The sequence below is a fragment of the Pseudomonas sp. WS 5078 genome, from assembly GCF_012985745.1.
GTDB classification, from domain to species: domain Bacteria; phylum Pseudomonadota; class Gammaproteobacteria; order Pseudomonadales; family Pseudomonadaceae; genus Aquipseudomonas; species Aquipseudomonas lundensis_A.
The window spans coordinates 80,601-104,306 of sequence record NZ_JAAQWX010000011.1 but is presented as its reverse complement, the minus strand read 5'-3'; the positions used below and the strand labels follow the sequence as shown (position 1 = coordinate 104,306).

The window sequence follows — 23,706 nt, the reverse complement described above, 5'->3', positions numbered from 1 at the left end:
GTGGCTTGACAGCATCGGCTATGATAGGCGCTTTGATTTAGTCGGCCGACCCAGGCCGCGCACTCGTTATGTTCAAGGATCCTATGAGCAAGCCCACTGTCGACCCCACTCTGAATCCAAAGGCTGGCCCAGCTGTCCCGGCCAATTTCCTGCGTCCAATCGTTCAGGCTGACCTTGACTCGGGTAAATGCAAACAGATCGTGACCCGCTTCCCGCCTGAGCCCAACGGTTACCTGCACATTGGTCACGCCAAATCCATTTGCGTGAACTTCGGGCTGGCTGAAGAGTTTGGTGGTGTCACGCACCTGCGTTTTGACGACACCAACCCGGCCAAGGAAGACCAGGAATACATTGATGCCATCGAAAGTGATGTCAAATGGCTGGGCTTTCAATGGTCCGGCGAAGTGCGCTATGCCTCTCAGTATTTTGACCAGTTGCACGAGTGGGCGGTTTACCTCATTAAAGAGGGCAAGGCCTACGTCTGCGACCTGACTCCCGAGCAGGCCAAAGAGTACCGCGGTAGCTTGACTGAGCCAGGTAAAAACAGCCCGTTCCGTGATCGTGGCGTCGAAGAAAACCTCGACCTGTTTGCGCGCATGAAGGCGGGGGAGTTCGAAGATGGCAAGCGTGTGTTGCGCGCCAAAATTGACATGACTTCGCCGAACATGAACCTGCGCGACCCGATTCTGTATCGCATTCGCCATGCTCATCACCATCAGACTGGCGATAAGTGGTGCATCTACCCGAACTATGACTTCACCCATGGTCAATCTGACGCCATCGAAGGGATTACCCATTCGATCTGCACGCTGGAGTTTGAAGGTCACCGCCCTCTGTACGAGTGGTTCCTCGACAACTTGCCGGTGCCGAGCAAGCCTCGTCAGTACGAGTTCTCGCGCCTGAACCTGAACTACACCATCACCAGCAAGCGCAAGCTCAAGCAGTTGGTTGATGAAAAGCATGTCAATGGCTGGGACGACCCGCGCATGTCCACGTTGTCGGGTTTCCGCCGCCGTGGCTACACGCCCAAGTCGATCCGTAACTTCTGCGACATGGTAGGCACCAACCGGTCCGACGGAGTGGTCGATTTCGGCATGCTGGAATTCAGCATCCGCGACGACCTGGATCGTAGCGCGCCGCGTGCCATGTGCGTTTTGCGTCCGCTGAAGGTCGTGATTACCAACTACCCGGAAGGTCAGGTTGAAAACCTTGAGCTGCCTTGCCATCCCAAAGAAGACATGGGTATCCGTGTGCTGCCGTTCGCACGCGAGATCTATATCGACCGTGATGACTTCATGGAAGAGCCGCCTAAAGGGTACAAGCGCCTTGAGCCTGCGGGCGAAGTGCGTTTGCGTGGCAGCTATGTGATCCGCGCAGATGAAGCGATCAAGGACGCAGCGGGGAATATCGTCGAGCTTCGCTGCTCGTACGATCCTGAAACCCTGGGCAAAAACCCGGAGGGCCGCAAGGTCAAAGGGGTCGTGCACTGGGTGCCAGCAGCTGCCAGCGTTGAGTGTGAAGTGCGCCTTTATGATCGTCTGTTTCGTTCGCCGAACCCTGAAAAGGCTGAGGACGGTGCGGGTTTCCTTGAAAACATCAACCCTGACTCGTTGCAGGTCCTGACCGGCTGTCGTGCTGAGCCTTCTCTTGGTAATGCACAGCCTGAAGACCGTTTCCAGTTCGAGCGCGAAGGTTACTTCTGCGCGGATATCAAGGACTCGAAACCTGGTCGCCCGGTATTCAACCGCACTGTGACCCTGCGCGATTCTTGGGGTCAGTGAGTCAGTTTTAAGGAAGTCGTCGTGCTAACGATCTACAACACGCTCACCAAGAGCAAAGAAGTTTTCAAGCCGCTGGACGGCAATAAAGTGCGCATGTACGTGTGCGGCATGACCGTCTATGACTATTGCCATTTGGGTCATGGTCGCAGCATGGTTGCTTTCGACCTGATCACCCGCTGGTTGCGCTTCAGCGGGTATGACTTGACCTACGTGCGCAACATCACGGATATCGACGACAAGATTATTAACCGTGCGGTCCAAAATAATGAATCCTTCACTGCGCTGACCGAGCGCATGATTGCTGCAATGCATGAGGATGAAGCGCGGCTCAATATCCGCAAGCCGGACATGGAACCGCGTGCGACTGACCACATTGCTGGCATGCACGCGATGATTCAGACCTTGATCGACAAGGGCTTTGCCTACGCGCCGGGTAACGGTGACGTGTACTACCGCGTGGCCAAGTTCATGGGCTACGGCAAGTTGTCGCGCAAGAAGATTGAAGACCTGCGTATCGGTGCGCGCATAGAAGTCGACGAAGCCAAGGACGATCCACTGGATTTCGTCTTGTGGAAAGGCGTCAAGCCGGGTGAGCCGAGCTGGGAGTCGCCGTGGGGGCCGGGGCGTCCGGGGTGGCACATTGAATGCTCGGTGATGTCCACTTGCTGCCTGGGTGAAACGTTCGATATTCACGGTGGCGGCAGCGATCTTGAGTTCCCGCACCATGAAAACGAAATCGCCCAGAGTGAGGCGGCTACGGGCAAGACCTATGCCAATGCCTGGATGCACTGCGGGATGATCCGCATCAATGGCGAGAAGATGTCCAAATCCTTGAACAACTTCTTCACCATTCGCGACGTGTTGGAGAAATATCACCCGGAAGTGGTGCGTTATCTGTTGGTGTCCAGTCACTACCGCAGCGCGATCAATTATTCGGAAGACAACCTGAAAGACGCAAAAGCCGCTCTTGAGCGTTTCTACCATGCGCTCAAAGGCTTGCCGAAAGCTGAGCCTGCGGGTGGTGAGGCGTTTGTAGAGCGTTTTACTCAGGTGATGAATGACGATTTCGGGACGCCGGAAGCGTGCGCGGTCTTATTTGAGATGGTCCGTGAAATCAATCGTCTGCGTGACGCTGATCTGAACGCGGCGGCTGGCCTCGCTGCCCGTCTCAAGCAATTGGCGGATGTGCTGGGTGTCTTGCAGCTTGAAGCAGACGATTTCTTGCAGGCAGGTGCTGAGGGCAAGGTCGACGCAGCTCAGGTAGAGGCGCTGATCGCGGCGCGTTTGGCGGCGCGTGCAGCGAAAGACTGGGCTGAATCCGATCGTATTCGTGATCAGTTGACCGAAATGGGCGTTGTGCTCGAAGACGGTAAGGGCGCAACCACCTGGCGTTTGGCTGACTGATTAATCGCCGCACAAACAAAAGCCCGCTCCGTGCGGGCTTTTGTTTGTCTGGATATTTAGTGCCAACAAAAACGGCACCCGCAGGTGCCGTCGGACAGAATTGCTTGAGCGCTTAGCTGTGCAGCGATTCTGCGGCGTAGAGCGTGTTCTCAAGGAGGCAGGCACGCGTCATCGGGCCTACGCCGCCCGGAACGGGGGTGATCCAGCCTGCGCGGGGCAGGGCAGTCTCGTAAACCACATCGCCCACCAACTTGCCATCAGCCTGGCGGTTGATCCCGACGTCGATCACGATAGCGCCTTCTTTTATCCACTCGCCTTTGACCAGGCCTGGTTTGCCAGCTGCCACCACCACTAAGTCGGCTCGACCGACATGGCCAGCCAGATCTTTAGTGAAGCGGTGGGTTACCGTCACCGTGCAGCCTGCCAGCAACAACTCCATTGCCATCGGACGGCCCACAATGTTGGAGGCGCCTACGACTACAGCGTCCATGCCGTACAGGTTTTGACCTGTGCTTTCCAGCAGGGCCATGATGCCTTTGGGGGTGCAAGGGCGTAGCAGCGGGATGCGTTGTGCCAGGCGACCGACGTTGTAAGGGTGAAAACCGTCCACGTCCTTGTCCGGGCGGATGCGTTCCAGAAGTTTGGAAGCATCCAGGTGCTCAGGGAGTGGTAGTTGCAGCAGGATACCGTCGATGTTTGCGTCTTCATTAAGACGGTCGATCAAATCGGTCAGGTCTTGCTGAGTGGTGTTAGAAGGCAGGTCATAGGCTTGTGAAAGAAAGCCTACCTCTTCGCAGTCTTTACGCTTGTGCGAAACATAAACCTGGGAGGCAGGATCGCTGCCGACCAGAATCACTGCCAGGCCCGGAGTGCGCAGGCCTTGCTCGTGACGCTCGGCAACACGTTTGGCAATCTGCTGGCGCAGGCTGGCGGCGATCGCTTTGCCGTCGATTAGTTGTGCAGTCATTACGCGTGATTAACCATCGAAAAGGGTGGAAAAAGGGCGTGCATTCTCGCATGCCATGGCGTGAGGGCAAAGGCGCTTGGTCTGCTTATTCCCCTAACCCCTTTATATTTCTAAACTTTTTTCAAAAAAGAGTTGACGACTTACCGACTCACCTATAACATTCGTCGCACTTGTCGGGCACAGCCTAGCACTGGTTAAGAAGGTAGAGCGAAGTTGATGTCTAGCTTGGTGATACTGAAAGCACTTAGTTTGTAGTCGTCACAGAGTACAGATTAATAAGGCGCCCGTAGCTCAGCTGGATAGAGCATCCGCCTTCTAAGCGGATGGTCGCAGGTTCGAGTCCTGCCGGGTGCGCCATTAGGCAGCTTTGGCACAAGTAAGCGGTACAGGCAATATGGTGGGCGTAGCTCAGTTGGTAGAGCACGGGATTGTGACTCCCGTTGTCGAGGGTTCGATCCCCTTCGTCCACCCCATATTTAGAAAGACGCCAGATTAATAGTCTGGCGTCTTTGCTTCAAAAGTTTGAAATGCGGATGTGGTGGAATTGGTAGACACACTGGATTTAGGTTCCAGCGCCGCAAGGTGTGAGAGTTCGAGTCTCTCCGTCCGCACCAAATTAGTGGTTCGTCCACTTGCTGAAAAAGGCGCAGCACCTGAAAAGGGCTGCGCTTTTTTCGTTTTTGCGTTTTCAATTTTCAAACGCTAGCAGTCGTGCTAAAGAGTCGAGCTTGTTGAGTCCGGATGTATGGCTGGATGGAGCCCTCTATATAGACAGAAGGCTCTGGTTCAGCAATTAGGGTTAAAAGTTGTGTTTCCGGGAGTAAGCGAATGCTTGCTGCTCCTTCTTAATACGCCTGCTGTTTCCATGTACAAATGCGGTAGGGTGACTTCTTGAGTTTGACCCACTAGAATGCATGCCCTTGATTATGGGGTCGGAAACGGCCGGCTAACGTCTGTGCAACGAGGAATATCCATGCAAGTTTCTGTTGAAAATACTTCCGCTCTTGAGCGTCGCATGACCATTGGCGTGCCAGCTGAGCGAATTGAGGCTGAAGTCAACAAGCGTCTGCAACAGACTGCCCAAAAGGCCAAGATCCCGGGCTTTCGTCCAGGCAAAGTGCCAATGAGCGTGATCCGTCAGCGTTACGAAGCTGATGCACGTCAAGAAGCACTGGGCAACATCATCCAGGCTTCTTTTTATGAAGCAGTGGTTGAGCAAAAGCTGAACCCGGCGGGTCAGCCATCGGTAGAGCCTAAAGTCTTTGAAAAAGGCAAGGATCTGGAATACATCGCCACTTTCGAAGTTTTCCCGGAATTCGAAGTGACCGGTCTGGATACTATTGCTGTCGAACGCCTCAGTGCTGAAGTGGCTGATGCTGATCTGGACAAAATGCTGGAAGTCCTGCGCAAGCAGAACACTCGTTTTGAAGTCACTGAGCGTGCCGCACAAAACGAAGACCAACTGAATATCGATTTCGTTGGCAAGGTTGACGGCGAAGTATTCGCTGGCGGTTCTGCCAAAGGCACTCAGCTGGTTCTGGGTTCGGGTCGTATGATCCCGGGTTTCGAAGAAGGTCTGGTGGGCGCTAAGGCGGGCGAAGAGCGCGTTCTGACCCTGACATTCCCTGAGGATTATCAGAACCTTGATCTGGCAGGCAAAACTGCCGAGTTCACTGTGACGGTCAACACCGTTTCTGAGCCAAAGCTGCCTGAATTGAATGAAGAATTCTTCGCTCAGTTCGGTATCAAAGAGACAGGCCTTGAAGGTTTCCGCGCCGAAGTTCGTAAGAACATGGAGCGTGAGCTGCGTCAGGCGATTAAGTCCAAGGTTAAGAACCAGGTGATGGAAGGCCTGCTGGCTGCCAACCCGATCGAAGTGCCGAAGGCGCTGTTGTCGAGCGAAGTTGACCGTCTGCGCGTTCAGGCCGTTCAGCAGTTCGGCGGCAATATCAAGCCGGATCAACTGCCAGCCGAGCTGTTCGAAGAGCAAGCCAAGCGTCGCGTTGTACTGGGTCTGATCGTGGCCGAGGTGGTTAAGCAGTTCGATCTGAAGCCAGACGAAGATCGCGTTCGTGAAATGATTCAGGAAATGGCTTCTGCTTACCAAGAGCCGGAGCAGGTTGTGGCCTGGTACTACAAAAATGACCAGCAATTGAACGAAGTTCGTTCGGTTGTGCTGGAAGAACAAGTTGTGGATACTGTTCTGCAGAAGGCTAAGGTGACCGACAAGTCGGTCTCTTACGAAGAAGCGGTCAAGCCGGTGGAAGCTCCACAAGCCGACTGATTTCAGATTCGTTTGAAAACACAACCATAAGCCAGCCTCGAGCTGGCTTATGCGTATTCAAGACAGAACTATTTGGGAGTGACTGCAGGACATGTCCCGCAATTCTTATATGCAGCAGAACTCTGACATTCAAGCCGCTGGCGGCTTGGTCCCGATGGTTGTTGAGCAGTCCGCCCGTGGCGAGCGCGCCTATGACATTTATTCGCGCCTGTTGAAGGAGCGAATCATCTTCCTGGTGGGCCCTGTAGAAGACTACATGGCCAACCTGGTAGCGGCGCAACTGCTCTTCCTTGAAGCCGAAAACCCGGACAAGGACATCCATCTTTACATCAACTCCCCTGGTGGCTCGGTAACCGCAGGTATGTCGATCTACGACACCATGCAGTTCATCAAGCCTGACGTGTCGACCATTTGTATCGGTCAGGCATGCAGCATGGGGGCATTCCTGCTGGCTGGTGGTGCGCCGGGCAAGCGTCATTGCTTGCCAAATTCGCGAATGATGATTCACCAGCCACTGGGCGGTTTCCAGGGTCAGGCGTCGGATATCGACATTCATGCCAAGGAAATCCTCAACATCCGTCATCGTTTGAACTCGCTGTTGGCGCATCACACGGGTCAATCCCTCGAGACCATCGAGCGTGACACCGAGCGTGACAACTTCATGAGTGCCGAGCGTGCAGCCGAATATGGCTTGATCGACTCGGTGTTCAGCAAGCGTCAAATGCCCGCTTAAGCAGCTCAAATGTAGGTGGCTGGTTTTTCCGGTCACCTGTGGGCTTGAAAAAGCCTGCAGTTGCCTTCATCTTGTGTTGCAAGCCTATCGGATTTGGATCGATCGAATGACTGACACCCGCAACGGCGAGGACAACGGCAAATTGCTCTATTGCTCCTTCTGTGGCAAAAGCCAGCATGAAGTGCGCAAATTGATTGCCGGCCCCTCGGTCTTTATCTGCGACGAATGCGTTGACCTGTGCAATGACATCATCCGTGAGGAGGTGCAGGAAGCCCAGGCCGAGAGCAGCGCGCATAAATTACCATCGCCAAAAGAAATCAGCGGCATCCTTGATCAGTATGTAATCGGTCAGGAACGTGCCAAAAAGGTTTTGGCTGTAGCGGTTTATAACCACTACAAGCGTCTTAACCAACGTGACAAAAAGAACGACGACGTCGAATTGGGCAAGAGTAATATCCTGCTTATCGGTCCTACTGGTTCGGGTAAAACCCTGCTGGCAGAGACCTTGGCTCGTTTGCTGAATGTACCTTTCACCATTGCAGATGCGACCACGCTGACTGAAGCGGGTTACGTAGGTGAAGACGTTGAAAATATCATTCAGAAGCTGTTGCAGAAGTGCGATTACGATGTAGAGAAAGCTCAGATGGGCATTGTCTACATCGACGAAATCGACAAGATCTCGCGTAAATCTGACAATCCGTCCATTACCCGGGATGTTTCCGGTGAAGGCGTGCAGCAGGCGCTTTTGAAGCTGATCGAAGGTACAGTGGCCTCCGTTCCGCCCCAAGGCGGTCGCAAGCATCCTCAGCAAGAGTTTTTGCAGGTTGATACCCGCAACATTCTCTTTATCTGTGGCGGCGCTTTCTCCGGTCTGGAAAAAGTCGTTCAGGCTCGCTCCACGCGCGGCGGTATTGGCTTCAGTGCTGAAGTTCGCAGCAAGGAAGAGGGCAAGAAGGTGGGTGAATCCCTGCGTGAGGTCGAGCCTGACGATTTGGTCAAGTTTGGTCTGATTCCGGAATTCGTAGGTCGTCTCCCTGTTCTGGCGACGCTTGATGAGCTTGACGAAGCTGCACTGATGCAGATTCTCACTGAGCCTAAAAATGCGTTGACCAAGCAGTATGGCAAGTTGTTCGAGATGGAAGGTGTTGATCTTGAATTTCGTGCCGATGCGCTTAAAGCTGTCGCCAAGCGTGCACTTGAACGCAAAACAGGTGCTCGCGGTCTGCGTTCGATTCTGGAAGGCGTACTGCTCGACACCATGTATGAAATCCCCTCGCAGTCCGAGGTGAGTAAAGTGGTGATCGATGAAAGCGTTATTGAAGGCAAGTCCAAGCCATTGTTGATTTATGAAAACAACGATGCGACTGCCAAGGCTGCACCAGACGCGTAAATGTGTAGCTCTTTGTTACATGGTGCGTGTTTAACAAAGGGGCCTTCGGGCCCCTTTGTTTTTACTGCCTATCAACGCTTGTTTTTTTTAGAGACTGCCCCCATCTTGGCTTCAAGCTTACTTCCATCTGATTACGGCCGTATGGCCGCCGTAGAGGCGAAATCATGAAGACAACCATCGAATTGCCTCTCCTGCCGTTGCGTGATGTTGTTGTGTATCCGCACATGGTGATCCCACTGTTCGTGGGACGCGAGAAGTCGATCGAGGCCCTCGAGGCTGCGATGACGGGCGACAAGCAAATCCTGCTGTTGGCTCAAAAAAATCCTGCTGACGATGATCCCAGTGCCGATGCACTTTATGGCGTAGGTACGATTGCCACTGTTTTGCAGTTGCTGAAGCTGCCAGACGGTACCGTTAAGGTTCTGGTCGAGGGAGAGCAGCGTGGCGCTGTGGAAAAATTTGGGCAAGCTGATGGCTACTTGAGCGCCGAAGTTTCCTTGATTGAAGAAGCGGCTGCGCCTGAGCGTGAGTCCGAAGTATTTGTACGCAGCCTGCTCTCGCAATTTGAGCAGTATGTGCAGTTGGGCAAAAAAGTACCGGCTGAGGTGTTGTCATCGCTTAACAGCATTGATGAGCCTAGCCGTCTGGTCGATACGATGGCTGCCCATATGGCACTCAAGATCGAACAGAAGCAGGAAATTCTCGAAATTATTGATCTGCAAACCCGGGTTGAGCATGTACTTGCTTTGCTGGACGCCGAAATTGATCTGCTGCAGGTCGAAAAGCGCATTCGCGGCCGTGTCAAAAAGCAGATGGAGCGCAGTCAGCGCGAGTACTACCTGAATGAGCAGATGAAGGCCATTCAGAAAGAGCTCGGTGATGGCGACGAAGGCCACAACGAAATTGAAGAGCTGAAAAAGCGCATCGATGCAGCCGGGCTGCCAAAAGATGCCATGGCCAAAGCCCAGGCTGAGCTTAATAAGCTTAAGCAGATGTCTCCGATGTCGGCAGAAGCCACCGTAGTTCGCTCTTACATCGACTGGCTGGTTCAGGTGCCCTGGAAAGCTCAGAGCAAAGTACGCCTGGACCTCAAGCGTGCTGAAGACATCCTTGATGCTGACCATTATGGTCTAGAGGAAGTTAAAGAGCGGATTCTTGAATATCTCGCCGTGCAAAAGCGGGTGAAGAAAATCCGCGGACCGGTGCTGTGCCTGGTGGGGCCTCCGGGTGTCGGTAAAACCTCGCTTGCCGAATCGATTGCCCACGCAACCAATCGTAAGTTCGTGCGTATGGCTTTGGGTGGTGTGCGTGACGAGGCTGAAATTCGTGGTCATCGTCGTACCTATATCGGTTCGATGCCCGGTCGATTGATTCAAAAGATGACCAAGGTGGGGGTTCGTAATCCGCTGTTCTTGCTCGATGAAATCGACAAAATGGGCAGTGATATGCGTGGCGATCCCGCTTCGGCATTGCTCGAAGTACTCGATCCTGAGCAAAACCACAACTTCAACGACCATTACCTCGAGGTTGACTACGACCTGTCCGATGTAATGTTCCTGTGCACCTCCAACTCCATGAACATTCCGCCAGCCTTGCTGGACCGGATGGAGGTGATTCGTCTGCCGGGTTATACCGAAGACGAAAAAATCAACATCGCTGTCAAATACCTTGCACCCAAGCAAATCGAGGCCAACGGTCTTAAAAAAGGCGAATTGGCATTCGACAACGAGGCCATTCGCGACATCATCCGTTATTACACCCGTGAAGCGGGTGTGCGGGGGCTTGAGCGTCAAATTGCCAAGATCTGCCGTAAGGCGGTCAAAGAGCATGCATTGGAGAAACGCTTCTCTGTTGTGGTGACGTCTGATTTGCTGGAGCACTTTTTAGGTGTAAGAAAATTCAGTTATGGCTTGGCCGAGCAGCAAGATCAGATTGGTCAGGTTACCGGTCTTGCCTGGACTCAGGTTGGTGGCGAACTGTTGACGATTGAAGCCGCTGTGGTGCCGGGTAAAGGTCAACTGATCAAGACCGGCTCGCTTGGCGATGTAATGGTCGAGTCGATTACGGCAGCACTTACGGTCGTGCGCAGTCGCGCTAAAAGTCTCGGTATCCCGTTGGATTTTCACGAGAAACGCGACATTCACATCCATATGCCCGAAGGTGCTACGCCTAAGGACGGCCCAAGCGCGGGTGTCGGGATGTGCACCGCTTTGGTTTCCGCCCTGACGCTGATTCCAGTGCGCGCAGATGTTGCGATGACGGGTGAAATTACTCTACGTGGTCAGGTATTGGCCATTGGAGGCTTGAAGGAAAAACTATTGGCTGCTCACCGCGGTGGGATCAAGACAGTAATTATTCCAGAAGAAAATGTCCGTGATCTGAAGGAAATTCCTGACAACATCAAACAGGATCTTCAAATCAAACCGGTTAAATGGATTGACGAAGTCCTGCAAATTGCGCTGCAATACGCGCCGGAGCCCTTGCCGGATGTGGCTTCCGAGATTGTCGCCAAGGAAGACAAACGAGAGTCTGACTCTAAGGAAAGAATTAGCACGCATTAATACGGATTCGCCTGAGGGGCTTTCTTGACGCTTTTTAGAGCCCTTGTTATAAAGCGGCTCTATAAGTGTCCGTAAGTGCTTAAGCAGTCGTTTTGCTTTTACCAAAAACTTTAGAAACATACTCAGATAGATATAAGGGGACTTAGAGTGAACAAGTCGGAACTGATTGATGCTATCGCTGCATCTGCTGATATCCCGAAAGCTGCTGCTGGCCGTGCGCTGGACGCAGTAATCGAATCCGTCACTGGCGCTCTTAAGGCTGGCGACTCTGTGGTACTGGTTGGCTTTGGTACTTTTTCTGTAACCGATCGTCCTGCTCGTACTGGTCGTAACCCACAGACCGGTAAAACGCTGGAAATTCCAGCTGCTAAAAAGCCAGGTTTCAAAGCCGGTAAAGCGCTGAAAGAAGCCGTTAACTGAGTTTCTGTTACACCTTTTACCCAACCGGGTCAGGCGCACGCCAGGCTTGGCAGCGGAGCGGTAGTGCGGTCGGTGGCAACATCGATCTGTTACGCCGGGGGTCGCGGGTTCGAGCCCGGTCCGCTCCGCCAGTTACGAGAAGGCGCATCCTCGGATGCGCCTTTCTTCTATCCGGACTCTACCCACGCTCCACGGTTGTTCATTAAGCAAGACCGTTTCTGGGGGAAGCATGCTGCAAAATATCAGGGACAATTCACAAGGCTGGATTGCCAAGACCATCATCGGTGTCATCGTCGCGTTAATGGCGTTGACCGGTTTCGATGCCATTTTTCAAGCCACTTCGACCAGCAAGGATGCAGCCAAGGTTAACGGTGAAGAAATCACTCAAACCGAGCTGAGCCAGGCCGTCGACATGCAACGTCGTCAGCTGATGCAGCAACTTGGCAAGGATTTTGACGCATCGCTTTTGGACGAGAAAATGCTGCGCGAATCGGCCCTCAAAGGGTTGATCGACCGCAAGCTGTTGTTGCAAGGTGCCAACCAGTCGAAGTTCTCCTTCTCTGAAGCCGCTCTGGATCAAGTGATTCTGCAAACGCCTGAGTTCCAGGTGGATGGCAAATTCAGCCCTGAGCGTTTCGATCAGGTAATCCGACAGTTGGGTTACGGCCGTCTGCAATTCCGCGGCATGCTGGCCGAAGAAATGCTGATTGGTCAGTTGCGTGCCGGTTTGGCAGGCAGTGGTTTCGTGACCGATGAGCAAGTCAACGCCTTCGCCCGTCTTGAAAAGCAGACCCGCGATTTCGATTCGCTGAACATCAAGGCCGATCCGGCTGCGGTGAAATTGAGCGATGACGAGATCAAGGCCTACTACGACAAGCACGCCAAAGAGTTCATGACGCCGGATCAGGTCGTGATCGATTACATCGAATTGAAGAAATCCTCTTTCTTTGATCAGGTGGCGGTTAAAGATGACGAGCTCCAAGCGCTTTATCAGAAAGAAATCGCCAACTTGGCCGAGCAACGTCGTGGCGCGCACATTCTGATTGAAGTCAACGACAAGGTCGGCGACGAGCAAGCCAAGGCCAAAATCACTGAGATTCAACAACGTCTGGCCAAGGGCGAAAGCTTCGAGGTATTGGCCAAGGAGTTCTCTCAGGATCCGGGTTCGGCTGCCAATGGCGGTGATCTTGGTTTCGCAGGTCCGGGTGTTTACGACCCGGTATTCGAGACAGCCCTTTATGCGTTGAGCAAAGACCAGGTGTCCGAGCCGGTTCGTACGAGCTTTGGCTACCACTTGATCAAATTGTTGGATGTGGAAGCGCCCGAGGTTCCGACCTTTGCCAGCCTCAAAGACAAGCTGACGCGTGACCTGAAAACACAACAGGTTGAACAACGCTTTGTCGATGCCAGCAAGCAGCTAGAAGATTCGGCATTTGAAGCCTCTGATCTGGCTCAGCCAGCCCAGGAGCTGAAGTTGACCGTGCACACATCCGCACCGTTTGGTCGTGAAGGCGGAGAGGGTGTTGCAGCCAACCGCGCTGTGGTCCAGGCCGCATTCAGTACTGAAGTGATGGATGAGGGAGCGAACAGCTCTGCCATTGAGCTTGATCCTGAAACCGTTGTTGTGTTGCGCGTCAAGGAGCACCGCAAACCGGAGCAATTGCCTCTGGAAGCTGTCGCTTTGAGCATTCGTGCACAACTGGTGAAAGAGCACGCCAGTGCTGAGGCCAAAACCAAGGCTGAGGAAATCATTAAAGGTCTGCGTGATGGTAAGTTGCCGTTGAATCAGCCGATTGATGGTCACTCCTGGAAAGTCGAGGAAGCGGTTGCCCGAGGTCAGGAAGGTATCGATCCGGCTGTCTTGCAAGCCGTGTTCCGCATGCCTAAACCAGCCTCTAAGGACAAGCCGACCTTCAGCAGCGTCACCCTGGCTGATGGCAGTGTTGTCGTGCTGCGCTTGAATGGTGTGAATGACGGTGCCCAGCCGACAGAAGAAGAGAAAGCTACGTATCGTCGCGTTCTTGCTTCGCGGGCTGGTCAGCAGGACTTCGCAGCCTTCCGTAAGCAGTTGGAAAACGAGGCCAAAGTCGAGCGCTACTAAGGCGTGAGATCAAGCATTTAGCCTCAATTGAAATGGCCGCTCATCGAGCGGCCATTTTTTTAGCCTTAAAACAGGCCTGTCTTCGCTACTGGATTCAGAGAGGGGAGTGGGATCATCCCGTCATCAGGGCGCTGCCGCATTGCGACGCATGATGCTTGGGCCGAGTAGGAAGCGTTCCTGCCTTAAACGCAAAACGCCCGATGCAGTGGCTGCACCGGGCGTTTTAAAGGCAGTGACAGCGAAGACTTATTCTTCGATGTTGCCCATTGCGGTGGTGTTGAAGCCGCCGTCTACGTACATGATTTCGCCGCTGATGCCCGACGCCAGGTCGGAGCACAGGAAGGCGCCGGCATTGCCGACTTCATCAATGGTCACGTTGCGACGCAGAGGCGTTTGAGCTTCGTTGGCGGCCAGCATTTTACGGAAGTTCTTGATGCCGGAAGCAGCCAAGGTGCGGATTGGTCCAGCCGATACGCAGTTAACGCGTGTACCTTCCGGGCCCAGGCTACCAGCCAGGTAACGAACACCCGCTTCCAGGCTGGCTTTTGCCATGCCCATAACGTTGTAGTTAGGCATGGTGCGTTCTGCGCCCAAGTAAGACAGGGTCAGCAGGCTGCCATTGCGGCCTTTCATCATCGGGCGGCCAGCCTTGGCCAGGGCCACGAAGCTGTAGGCGCTGATGTCGTGAGCGATGCGGAAACCCTCACGGGTGGTGGCGTCGGTGAAGTCGCCATCCAGCTGGTCGCCCGGAGCGAAGCCTACGGAGTGAACGATGCAGTCCAGACCATCCCACTTCTTGCTCAGGTCTTCGAAAACCTTGGCAATTTCTTCATCGCTGGCAACGTCGCAAGGGAAGCACAGCTCAGGGCTTGAGCCCCAACCTGCGGCAAACTCTTCAACGCGGCCTTTCAGCTTTTCGTTCTGATAAGTGAAAGCAAGTTCAGCGCCTTCACGGTGCATGGCGGCAGCAATGCCAGAAGCGATGGACAATTTGCTAGCGACACCGACGATCAGGACGCGCTTACCGGCGAGAAAACCCATGTGTTGTTCCTCTATCAGATTAATCGACAGCCACTGGCGCCAAAAAGGCGGCTTCCAGCAGCTGCTGTGTATATGGATGTTGCGGTGAGGCAAAAATAGAAGATGCCTCACCTTGTTCGACCACTTGGCCTTGCTTGACCACCATCAATTGGTGGCTCAGCGCTTTGACTACCGCCAAATCATGGCTGATAAACAAATACGTCAGGTTGTACTTGGCTTGCAGAGCACGCAAGAGCTCGACGACTTGGCGTTGGACTGTTCTGTCCAACGCAGAGGTTGGCTCGTCCAGCAAAATCAACGCTGGCTTCAACACTAACGCGCGGGCAATGGCGATTCTCTGCCGCTGTCCACCTGAAAACTCGTGAGGGTAACGGTGCCGGGTTTCAGGATCCAGGCCTACTTCACGCAACGCCTCAATAATTGCCACTTCCTGCTCTTGAGCGGTGCCCATGCCGTGAATGCGCAAACCTTCACCGACAATTTCGCTGACGCTCATGCGCGGGCTGAGGCTGCCGTACGGGTCCTGAAACACCACCTGCATCTGTCGCCGCAACGGCCTGACGTCTTTCTGCGACAGGCAGTCTAGCTGCTTGTCCCCAAAATGAATCGTGCCGCGACTGGCAATCAGCCGCAAAATAGCCAGACCCAATGTCGATTTGCCCGATCCGCTTTCCCCCACAATGCCCAGCGTTTGGCCACGGGGCAGGCTGAAGTTGATGCCATCGACCGCTTTTACGTAATCAACGGTTTTGCGCAACAGCCCTTTTTTGATCGGAAACCAGACTCTCAAGTCTTCGACCTTCAGCAACGGCGGGCCCGCGACGGTATCAGCGGGGCCTCCGCTGGGTTCTGCACTGAGCAGTTCCCGGGTGTAAGGATGTTGCGGCGAACGGAACAGCTGTTCGCACGATGCTTGTTCGACGATGCAACCGCGCTGCATGACACATACTCTGTGAGCAATTCGTCGAACCAGGTTCAAATCGTGACTGATCAGTAACAGCGACATGCCCAGCCGGGCCTGCAAATCTTTGAGCAAATCGAGGATTTTGAGTTGCACGGTGACGTCCAGGGCCGTCGTGGGTTCATCGGCAATCAGCAGCTCAGGTTCATTGGCCAAGGCCATAGCAATCATTACGCGCTGTCTCTGGCCGCCCGAGAGCTCGTGTGGCAGGGCTTTCAGTCGTTTCCGTGGCTCGGGAATGCCTACCAGGTCCAGCAGCTCCAGCGTCCGCTCAGTGGCTGCCTTGCCCGTTAAACCCTTATGAAGACCCAGCACTTCATTGATCTGTTTTTCAATGCTATGCAGGGGATTTAGCGACGTCATCGGTTCTTGAAAAATCATGGCAATGCGGTTGCCGCGGATATGCCTCAGTTTTTTCTCGTCCAGCGTCAGTAAGTCCTGCCCTGCATAGGTGATGCTGCCGCTGGGGTGACGGGCGATGGGGTAGGGCAGCAGCCTCAGGATCGAGTGCGCCGTTACCGATTTGCCTGAACCGCTTTCGCCTACCAGCGCCAGGGTTTCGCCCCGTTTGATGTCAAAACTGATGCCCTGTACCACACGCTGGGGTTGCTCCCCGGCGATGAATTCGACGGAAAGATCGCGCACTTCGATCAGATTGTCCTGCGTCATGTCATTTCCTCGGGTCGAAGGCATCGCGAGCGGACTCACCAATAAACACCAGCAAGCTGAGCATGATTGCCAGCACGGCAAATGCACTGATCCCCAGCCACGGCGCTTGCAGGTTGGATTTGCCCTGCGCAACCAGCTCGCCCAGCGACGGTGCTCCCGGCGGCAGGCCGAAGCCCAGAAAGTCCAACGCGGTCAGGGTGCCGATCGCACCGGTCAAAATGAATGGCATGAACGTCATGGTCGACACCATTGCGTTGGGCAAAATGTGCCGGTACATGATCGCCATGTCTTGCATCCCCAGTGCACGGGCTGCCCGCACATACTCCAGATTGCGCCCCCGCAGGAATTCGGCCCGCACAACATCCACCAGGCTCATCCATGAAAACAGCAGCATGATGCCCAGCAGCCACCAGAAGTTGGGTTGTACAAAGCTGGCGAGAATGATCAGCAGGTACAGCACCGGCAAGCCCGACCAGATTTCCAGAAAACGCTGACCGGCCAGATCGACCCAGCCGCCATAGAAGCCCTGCAGCGCGCCGGCAATCACACCGATGATGGAGCTCAAAACCGTCAGGGTCAGGGCGAACAGCACGGAAATCCGGAAGCCATAGATCACTCGCGCCAGCACATCACGCCCCTGGTCATCGGTGCCGAGCCAGTTTTCAGCTGATGGCGGTGCGGGTGCCGGGACTTTCAAGTCGTAGTTGATGCTCTGGTAGCTATACGGAATGGGAGGCCACAGCACCCAAGCATCCTTTTTTGCCAACAGTTCACGGATGTACGGGCTTTTGTAGTTGGCCTCCAGCGGGAACTCACCGCCAAAGTCGGTCTCGGGGTAGCGTTTGAGGGCGGGAAAGTACAGCTCGCCGTCATAGCTGATCACCAGTGGTTTGTCGTTGGCGATCAGTTCGGCGCCGAGGCTGAGAACGAACAGCACCAGAAAAATCCACAACGACCACCAGCCACGTTTATTGGCCTTAAAGCGTGCGAAGCGTCGCTTGTTAAGGGGCGATAAGGTCATCTCAATGCTCCCTGCTTTCAAAGTCGATGCGCGGATCAACCAGGGTGTATGAGAGGTCGCCAATCAGCTTCACCAGCAGGCCGACCAGCGTGAAGATGAACAGGGTGCCGAAAACCACGGGATAATCGCGGTTTATCGCCGCTTCAAAACTCATCAGTCCCAGCCCGTCCAACGAGAAAATCACCTCAACCAGTAACGAGCCGGTAAAAAAGATGCCGATAAAGGCAGACGGGAAACCGGCAATCACCAGCAACATCGCGTTGCGAAACACATGGCCATACAGCACCCGGTGATTGGTCAGCCCCTTCGCTTTTGCCGTCACCACATATTGTTTGTTGATCTCGTCCAAAAAGCTGTTTTTGGTCAGCAGGGTCATCGTGGCAAAGTTGCCGATCACCAGCGCGGTGACGGGCAGTGCCAAATGCCAAAAGTAATCCAGAATCTTGCCGCCCAGGCTCAGCTCATCGAAGTTGTTGGACGTCAGACCACGCAATGGAAACCAGTCCAGATAGCTGCCGCCCGCGAAAACCACAATCAGCAAAATAGCAAACAGGAAGGCCGGAATCGCATACCCGATGATAATTGCGGAACTGGTCCAGACATCGAAATGGCTACCGTGACGCGTGGCCTTGGCGATCCCCAGCGGAATCGACACCAGGTACATGATCAACGTGCTCCAAAGTCCGAGCGAGATCGAGACGGGCATTTTCTCCTTGATCAGGTCAATGACCTTGGCGTCCCTGAAAAAGCTTTCGCCGAAGTCCAGATGGGCGTAATTCTTGATCATGATCCACAGGCGCTCAGGAGCCGATTTGTCGAAGCCGTACATCTTTTCGATTTCTTGTATCAGCGCGGGGTCCAGTCCTTGAGCGCCGCGGTAGTTGGAGCCGGCCACCGACACTTCAGAGCCACCACCCGCAATGCGACTGGTGGCGCCGTCAAACCCTTCGAGCTTGGCAATCATCTGTTCAACAGGACCGCCCGGGGCGGCCTGAATGATGACGAAGTTGATCAGCAGAATCCCGAACAGTGTCGGAATGATCAGCAGCAGTCGCCTGAATATATACGCCAGCATCTAGGGCTCCAGGCTTTCGCTTGTGGGTTGAGTGGAAGTAACCGGCTCGACCTCAGGCTTGACCCACCAGGTGGAGGTGCCGATGTCATACAGAGGGGTCACGGCGGGGTGGCCGATATGGTTGGAATACGCGACGCGCCAGGTTTTGATATGCCAGTTGGGAATCACATAGAAACCCCACTGCAACACGCGATCCAGTGCGCGGGCATGAGTGATCAGGCTCTGCCTCGAGTCGGCATGAATCAGCCCCTCGGTAAGTTGATCAATGGCCGGGTCTTTGAGCCCCATAAAGTTGCGGCTTCCCGGTTTTTCGGCGCTTTCAGACTCCCAGTACTCGCGTTGTTCACTGCCTGGCGAGCTGGATTGCGGGAAGCTGCCGATGATCATGTCGAAATCCCTCGAACGCAGGCGATTCAAGTACTGGGAAGGATCGACACGGCGAATCTGTACGTCGATGCCCAAATCGCTGAGGTTACGTTTGAACGGCAGCAAGATGCGTTCGAATTCGGTCTGCGCCAGCAGAAATTCGATTTTTACCGGCTTGCCCTCAGTGTCCACCATTTTGTCGTCGACGATGCGCCACCCGGCATCGTGTAACAGCTGATAGGCGCGGCGCTGCTGCTCGCGAATCATGCCACTGGCGTCAGTGACCGCAGGTTTGTACACCTCGGTAAACACTTTTTCGGGTATTTTTCCGCGCAAAGGCTCCAATATCGCCAGTTCTTCTTCAGTCGGTAGCGTTTTAGCGGTCATTTCGGAGTTTTCGAAATAGCTGCTGGTGCGCACATACGAACCGTTGAATAGCTGTTTATTGGCCCATTCAAAGTCGAACAGCAGGTTTAGGGCTTCACGCACCCGCACATCCTTAAACATCGGTCTGCGCAGGTTGAAGATGAAACCCTGCATGCCGGTGGGGTTGGCGTTGCGGATTTCTTCTTTGATCAAACGGCCCTGTTTGACGGCAGGTACGTTGTAGGCGCCTGCCCAGTTTTTGGCGCTGATCTCCAGCCAGTAATCGAACTGACCGGCCTTGAGGGCTTCGAACGCCACGCTGTTGTCGCGGAAGTAGTCAATGGTGATGGCATCAAAGTTGTACAAGCCCTTGTTGATGGGCAGGTCTTTGCCCCAGTAGTCCTTGTTGCGTTCATAACGAATCGAGCGCCCCGGCTTGATCTCGGTGATGGTGTAAGGGCCGCTACCTATCGGTATTTCAAGATTGCCTTTGCTGAAATCGCGGGTTTCCCACCAGTGTTTAGGCAAAATCGGCAGTTGCCCGAGAATCAGCGGCAATTCGCGATTTTTGTTGTGTTTGAAGACGAATTTGACCTGCAAAGGATTTTCTTCGACCGCTTTTTCTACGTCGCTGTAATAGCCCTTGAACAGCGGCGAACCGCTTTTCATCAGGGTATCGAAGCTGAACACCACGTCTTCGGCGCGTATCGGGTGGCCGTCATTGAATTTGGCTTCGGGACGCAGGTAAAAACGTACCCAGCTGTTATCCGGAGCTTTTTCGATTTTTTCTGCGATCAGGCCGTATGAAGTAAAGGGCTCGTCGAGACTTTGGCGGGCCAGGGTGTCGTAGGTCAGGTCGATGTCATCGGCGGGAACGCCTTTGTTGATAAAGGGGTTCAGGCTGTCGAAAGTGCCCAGGGCGGATTTGCGGAAGGTACCGCCTTTGGGCGCGTCCGGGTTCACGTAATCGACGTGCTTGAAGTTGGCCGGGTATTTGGGCGGTTCGTCGTACAGGGTGAGGGCATGTTGCGGGGCGGCCAGCGCGAGGCAGCTGACACCGGCCAATAACAGGCCGCCAAGGGGCTTAAGCAAGGAACGCAAAGGCATCATTGGGATTTCTCCGTAGGCTTTAGCCACCACGCACTCAGGCCCAATGTGTAGGGCGGCGTAGTCACGAAGGCGAACCGATTGCGGTACGCCAGGCGGTGATAATTCAGATACCAGTTGGGAATGCTGTAGTACTGCCACAACAGGACACGATCCAGTGCCCGGCCAGCGGCCAATTGCTCTTCACGGGTTTGCGCGGCCAGCAGCTTTTCGAGCAATTGGTCGACAATCGGACTGGCCACGCCTGCATAGTTTTTGCTGCCCTTGACGTTGGCCTGGCTGGAGTGAAAGTACTGCCACTGTTCAAGGCCAGGGCTCAGGGTCTGGTCAAGGGTCATGAGGATCATGTCGAAATCGAACTGATCCAGACGTTGTTTGTACTGAGCCCGGTCCACCGTACGCAGGCGCGCTGCGATGCCGATGCTCGCCAGGTTCTCCACGTACGGTTGAAGGATGCGCTCAAGGTTTGGATTTACCAGTAATATTTCGAAGGTCAGTGGTTTACCTTCGCTATTGATCAAGCGTTGATTCGAGAGCGTCCAGCCATTTTCGGCCAGCAGCGCCAACGCTCGGCGCATGGTTTCGCGCGGGATACCCTGGCCTTGTGTTTGAGGCAGGCTAAATGCTTTTTGGAACAACGCCGGGGGCAGCTGCGTGCGCCAGGGTGACAGCATCAGCCACTCATGCCCCTGTGGAATGCCACTGGCCGAAAAATCACTGTTAGGGTAGAAACTCGTCGCACGTTCATAGGCGCCATTGAACAGCGTGCGGTTGGTCCATTCAAAATCGAACATCAAGCCCATGGCTTCGCGCACGCCAGTCTGACTGAATGTGCTGCGCCGGCTGTTCATAAATAGCCCCTGGGTTTGAGTCGGGATGTGGTGGGGGATCTGCGCTTTGATCACATCGCCCCGGCGCACTGCCGGGAAGTTGTAGCCGTTGGCCCAATTTTTGGCCTGATGCTCGATATAAATGTCGAATTCACCGGCCTTGAAGGCTTCGAATGCCACGTCGCTGTCGCGATAAAACTCGACTTCAACCTGGTCAACGTTGTATTTGCCACGGTTGACCGGCAGGTTGGCGCCCCACCAGTTCTTGACGTGTTCAAACACCAGTTGCCGCCCCGGCGTGACTTTTGTGATTCGGTAGGGACCGCTGCCCAGCGGCGGTTCGAAAGTCGTGGCTTTAAAGTCGCGCTTGGCCCAGTAATGCTGGGGCAATACGGGAAGCTCGCCCAGACGCAGGATCAGCAGCGGATTACCTGAACGCTTGAACACAAAGCGAATCCGCCTGGGCCCCAGAATGTCCACCCGTTGCACTTCTTGCAGGTTGGTGCGGTATTGCGGGTGACCTTCTTTGAGCAACAGGTTGTACGAAAACGCCACATCGTAGGCTGTAATGGGGGCGCCATCATGAAAGCGTGCTTCGGGCCTGAGATTAAAGACGACCCAACTGCGGTCTTCGTTGTATTCAACGGATTGCGCAATCAAGCCATAACTGGCGGTCGGCTCGTCCCCGGAATGCGCGTATTGGCCCGTGCCCGCCATCAAGGTTTCATTCAGTTCGTTGACCCCGTACTGCAGGAAATTGGGCGTCGAAACCGGACTGGTGCCTTTGAAGGTGTAAGGGTTTAGCGTATCGAACGTGCCGAAGGCCATGACTTTGAGCGTGCCGCCCTTGGGCGCGTCAGGGTTCACCCAATCGAAGTGGGTAAACGTGGCCGGGTATTTGAGGGTGCCGAACTGGGCATAACCGTGGCTTTCGCTGAGGGTTGCGCAGGCGGGAGAGCTCAAGGCCAGGCAGAGAAGTAACGGGAGGAGGGGACGCATCAAGTCAGAGATCCGATCCGGGCATTGGGCTTGGGTTTCTGTACAGTAACAGCTTGTATCTGTAGGAAAAAGACTGTGCTGGAAAGCACAACGGGCAATCTGCTTCCCACATTTATGTAGGAGCCGGATTGCCCGCTGCGTTGACTGCGTGAAGCTTACCGAGGTTTGGAAACGGTCAGCATCTGCCCCGGCTTGAGGGCCTTGGCACTGTTGGGGTTCCAGCGTTTAAGGTGTTGCATCTCAACGTTGAAACGCTTGGCGACGATGTACAACGAGTCGCCCTTTTTCACCTTGTATTGAGTGGGCTTTTTGCTCGCCACAGGCTTGCGCGTGTCATGCATGACGAGCATCTGGCCGGCTTTGAGGTTTTTGCCGGTGAGCTTGTTCCAGCGCTGCAAGTCGCGGACGTTGACCTTGTTGGCTTTGGCAATGGTGGTCAGGTTGTCACCGCTTTTAACCCGGTACTTGCGGTTAAGCCGTGGGGTGTTGCTGGCGACCGTGTCGAAGACTGCCTTTTTAGGGCGCAGGCTGACCAGTTCTTCAGGCTTGAGGTTGGACAGGCTGGCTGTCAGCAGTTGAGCCTTGGAGGTTGGCACCAGCAAATGCTGAGGGCCATCAGTGGTAGCCCGCTGCTTGTAGGCGGGGTTCAACTGGAACATTTCGTCTTCGTCGATCTCGGCCAGCGCAGCCACACGGGACAAATCCATGGACTGCTTGATTTCAACCATCTCGAAGTAAGGTTCGTTGGCGATGGGGTTCAGGTTGATGCCGTAGGCTTCAGGGGCCATCACCACTTGGGACAAGGCCAGTAATTTTGGCACGTAGTCCTTGGTTTCCTGCGGCAGGGGCAGGTTCCAGTAGTCAGTCGGTAGGCCCAGTTTTTCGTTGCGCTCGATCGCACGGCTCACTGTGCCTTCGCCCGCGTTATACGCTGCGAGCGCCAGCAACCAGTCGCCATTGAACATGTCATGCAGGCGGGTCAAGTAATTCATGGCTGCCAATGTCGAGGCAGTAATGTCTTTGCGGCCGTCATAGGCGCGGGTTTGACGCAGGTTAAAGTAGCGGCCGGTCGAGGGAATGAACTGCCAGAGACCGACGGCATTGGCGTGTGAATACGCCATTGGGTTGTAGGCACTTTCAATCACTGGCAGCAGGGCCAGTTCGAGCGGCATGTTGCGTTCTTCGAGGCGCTCAACGATGTAGTGGATATAAAGGCTGCCACGCTCGCCGGCGTTTTCGAGAAACGACGGGTTGCTGGCAAACCAGAGGCGCTGTTGTTCGATTCGCGGGTTAACGTCCGCGCCTTCCTGCAGCTTGAATCCCTGTCGCATCCGCTCCCACACATCTTGGGGGGCAGTCGGGCCGGGTTTTTCACTGAGCCAGATCGGCTCTTGAGGAATGCGCTTAGTCAGTTTCAGTGTGGGTCTTTCGGCCGTTTGAGCCGAATGGTCCATGCTTTGACAACCTGCAAGTACAGCGGACACGGCCAGCGCGATGGCTTGCGCAAGGCGCGTCAATGCGTCTGTTTTGATGGAGTTACGTATAGATGACGACATTGGCTGGAAGTAAGTTCCGGGCAAAAATGTCGGGCGATTCTAGAAAGCAGGTGGGACGCGGTCAACTGTTCAGA

The 23,706-nt window shown here is 54.6% G+C and carries 16 protein-coding genes and 3 tRNA genes; 11 read left to right on the top strand and 8 right to left on the bottom strand.

Features of this window, described 5'->3' with window-relative positions:
- Nucleotides 1–83 precede the first annotated feature (83 nt).
- Nucleotides 84–1,781 (top strand): glutamine--tRNA ligase/YqeY domain fusion protein, encoded by a 1,698-nt coding sequence (locus HBN68_RS15730; RefSeq protein ID WP_094993484.1) that lies wholly within the window; start codon nt 84–86, stop codon nt 1,779–1,781.
- Between the two features lie 21 nt (nt 1,782–1,802).
- Nucleotides 1,803–3,185 (top strand): cysteine--tRNA ligase, encoded by a 1,383-nt coding sequence (cysS, locus tag HBN68_RS15725; protein WP_169965188.1) that lies wholly within the window; start codon nt 1,803–1,805, stop codon nt 3,183–3,185.
- Between the two features lie 112 nt (nt 3,186–3,297).
- On the opposite strand, the gene folD is transcribed toward cysS, so the two are convergent.
- Entirely contained in the window at nt 3,298–4,152 is an 855-nt protein-coding gene (gene folD, locus HBN68_RS15720; RefSeq protein ID WP_094993482.1) for a bifunctional methylenetetrahydrofolate dehydrogenase/methenyltetrahydrofolate cyclohydrolase FolD, read from the bottom strand.
- 280 nt (nt 4,153–4,432) lie between these two features.
- Between folD and HBN68_RS15715 the strand changes: the two genes are divergently transcribed.
- From HBN68_RS15715 to HBN68_RS15675, 9 genes are all read left to right on the top strand, one after another.
- Nucleotides 4,433–4,509: transfer RNA gene (locus tag HBN68_RS15715), tRNA-Arg, on the top strand.
- Between the two features lie 40 nt (nt 4,510–4,549).
- A tRNA-His gene (locus tag HBN68_RS15710) sits at nt 4,550–4,625 on the top strand.
- Between the two features lie 56 nt (nt 4,626–4,681).
- A tRNA-Leu gene (locus tag HBN68_RS15705) sits at nt 4,682–4,766 on the top strand.
- 359 nt (nt 4,767–5,125) lie between these two features.
- Entirely contained in the window at nt 5,126–6,436 is a 1,311-nt protein-coding gene (gene tig / locus HBN68_RS15700) for a trigger factor (protein ID WP_047276601.1), read from the top strand.
- Between the two features lie 91 nt (nt 6,437–6,527).
- A complete protein-coding gene (gene clpP / locus HBN68_RS15695) occupies nt 6,528–7,169 on the top strand; it encodes an ATP-dependent Clp endopeptidase proteolytic subunit ClpP (protein WP_094993481.1) in 642 nt (213 codons plus the stop codon).
- A gap of 106 nt (nt 7,170–7,275) precedes the next feature.
- Nucleotides 7,276–8,559 (top strand): ATP-dependent Clp protease ATP-binding subunit ClpX, encoded by a 1,284-nt coding sequence (gene clpX, locus HBN68_RS15690; protein ID WP_047276597.1) that lies wholly within the window; start codon nt 7,276–7,278, stop codon nt 8,557–8,559.
- A gap of 164 nt (nt 8,560–8,723) precedes the next feature.
- Entirely contained in the window at nt 8,724–11,120 is a 2,397-nt protein-coding gene (lon, locus tag HBN68_RS15685) for an endopeptidase La (RefSeq protein WP_094993479.1), read from the top strand.
- Nucleotides 11,121–11,267: 147 nt separating this feature from the next.
- Nucleotides 11,268–11,540, top strand: coding sequence for an HU family DNA-binding protein (locus tag HBN68_RS15680; RefSeq protein WP_003183171.1), 273 nt, complete (start codon nt 11,268–11,270; stop codon nt 11,538–11,540).
- Between the two features lie 229 nt (nt 11,541–11,769).
- Nucleotides 11,770–13,641, top strand: a complete 1,872-nt coding sequence (locus HBN68_RS15675) for a SurA N-terminal domain-containing protein (RefSeq protein WP_094993478.1) — start codon at nt 11,770–11,772, stop codon at nt 13,639–13,641.
- Between the two features lie 246 nt (nt 13,642–13,887).
- On the opposite strand, the gene fabI is transcribed toward HBN68_RS15675, so the two are convergent.
- From fabI to HBN68_RS15640, 7 genes are all read right to left on the bottom strand, one after another.
- Nucleotides 13,888–14,682 carry an enoyl-ACP reductase FabI gene (gene fabI, locus HBN68_RS15670; RefSeq protein WP_047276587.1) on the bottom strand — a complete coding sequence of 265 codons (795 nt, stop codon included), beginning with the start codon at nt 14,680–14,682 and terminating at the stop codon, nt 13,888–13,890.
- A 19-nt stretch (nt 14,683–14,701) separates the two neighbouring features.
- Nucleotides 14,702–16,312 carry an ABC transporter ATP-binding protein gene (locus tag HBN68_RS15665; RefSeq protein WP_169965186.1) on the bottom strand — a complete coding sequence of 537 codons (1,611 nt, stop codon included), beginning with the start codon at nt 16,310–16,312 and terminating at the stop codon, nt 14,702–14,704.
- Nucleotide 16,313: 1 nt separating this feature from the next.
- Entirely contained in the window at nt 16,314–17,333 is a 1,020-nt protein-coding gene (locus HBN68_RS15660; protein ID WP_094993476.1) for an ABC transporter permease, read from the bottom strand.
- Nucleotide 17,334: 1 nt separating this feature from the next.
- Nucleotides 17,335–18,408: a microcin C ABC transporter permease YejB gene (locus HBN68_RS15655; protein WP_094993475.1), complete on the bottom strand. Its 1,074-nt coding sequence runs from the start codon at nt 18,406–18,408 to the stop codon at nt 17,335–17,337.
- Nucleotides 18,409–20,250, bottom strand: a complete 1,842-nt coding sequence (locus tag HBN68_RS15650) for an extracellular solute-binding protein (RefSeq protein ID WP_169965184.1) — start codon at nt 20,248–20,250, stop codon at nt 18,409–18,411.
- Complete coding sequence (locus HBN68_RS15645; RefSeq protein ID WP_169965182.1) at nt 20,247–22,076, bottom strand: extracellular solute-binding protein; 1,830 nt, start codon at nt 22,074–22,076, stop codon at nt 20,247–20,249. The genes HBN68_RS15650 and HBN68_RS15645 overlap by 4 nt, the downstream gene beginning before the upstream one ends.
- 155 nt (nt 22,077–22,231) lie before the next feature.
- Nucleotides 22,232–23,632: a transglycosylase SLT domain-containing protein gene (locus tag HBN68_RS15640; RefSeq protein ID WP_169965180.1), complete on the bottom strand. Its 1,401-nt coding sequence runs from the start codon at nt 23,630–23,632 to the stop codon at nt 22,232–22,234.
- Between the last annotated feature and the right edge of the window lie 74 nt (nt 23,633–23,706).

Bases quoted from the DNA above. Each gene is read 5' to 3' on its own strand.
- HBN68_RS15730 (WP_094993484.1), top strand. From the start codon at position 84: ATGAGCAAGCCCACTGTCGACCCCACTCTGAATCCAAAGGCTGGCCCA.
- folD (WP_094993482.1), bottom strand. From the start codon at position 4,152: ATGACTGCACAACTAATCGACGGCAAAGCGATCGCCGCCAGCCTGCGC.
- tig (WP_047276601.1), top strand. From the start codon at position 5,126: ATGCAAGTTTCTGTTGAAAATACTTCCGCTCTTGAGCGTCGCATGACC.
- clpP (WP_094993481.1), top strand. From the start codon at position 6,528: ATGTCCCGCAATTCTTATATGCAGCAGAACTCTGACATTCAAGCCGCT.
- clpX (WP_047276597.1), top strand. From the start codon at position 7,276: ATGACTGACACCCGCAACGGCGAGGACAACGGCAAATTGCTCTATTGC.
- lon (WP_094993479.1), top strand. From the start codon at position 8,724: ATGAAGACAACCATCGAATTGCCTCTCCTGCCGTTGCGTGATGTTGTT.
- HBN68_RS15675 (WP_094993478.1), top strand. From the start codon at position 11,770: ATGCTGCAAAATATCAGGGACAATTCACAAGGCTGGATTGCCAAGACC.
- fabI (WP_047276587.1), bottom strand. From the start codon at position 14,682: ATGGGTTTTCTCGCCGGTAAGCGCGTCCTGATCGTCGGTGTCGCTAGC.
- HBN68_RS15665 (WP_169965186.1), bottom strand. From the start codon at position 16,312: ATGACGCAGGACAATCTGATCGAAGTGCGCGATCTTTCCGTCGAATTC.
- HBN68_RS15660 (WP_094993476.1), bottom strand. From the start codon at position 17,333: ATGACCTTATCGCCCCTTAACAAGCGACGCTTCGCACGCTTTAAGGCC.
- HBN68_RS15655 (WP_094993475.1), bottom strand. From the start codon at position 18,408: ATGCTGGCGTATATATTCAGGCGACTGCTGCTGATCATTCCGACACTG.
- HBN68_RS15650 (WP_169965184.1), bottom strand. From the start codon at position 20,250: ATGATGCCTTTGCGTTCCTTGCTTAAGCCCCTTGGCGGCCTGTTATTG.
- HBN68_RS15645 (WP_169965182.1), bottom strand. From the start codon at position 22,076: ATGCGTCCCCTCCTCCCGTTACTTCTCTGCCTGGCCTTGAGCTCTCCC.
- HBN68_RS15640 (WP_169965180.1), bottom strand. From the start codon at position 23,632: ATGTCGTCATCTATACGTAACTCCATCAAAACAGACGCATTGACGCGC.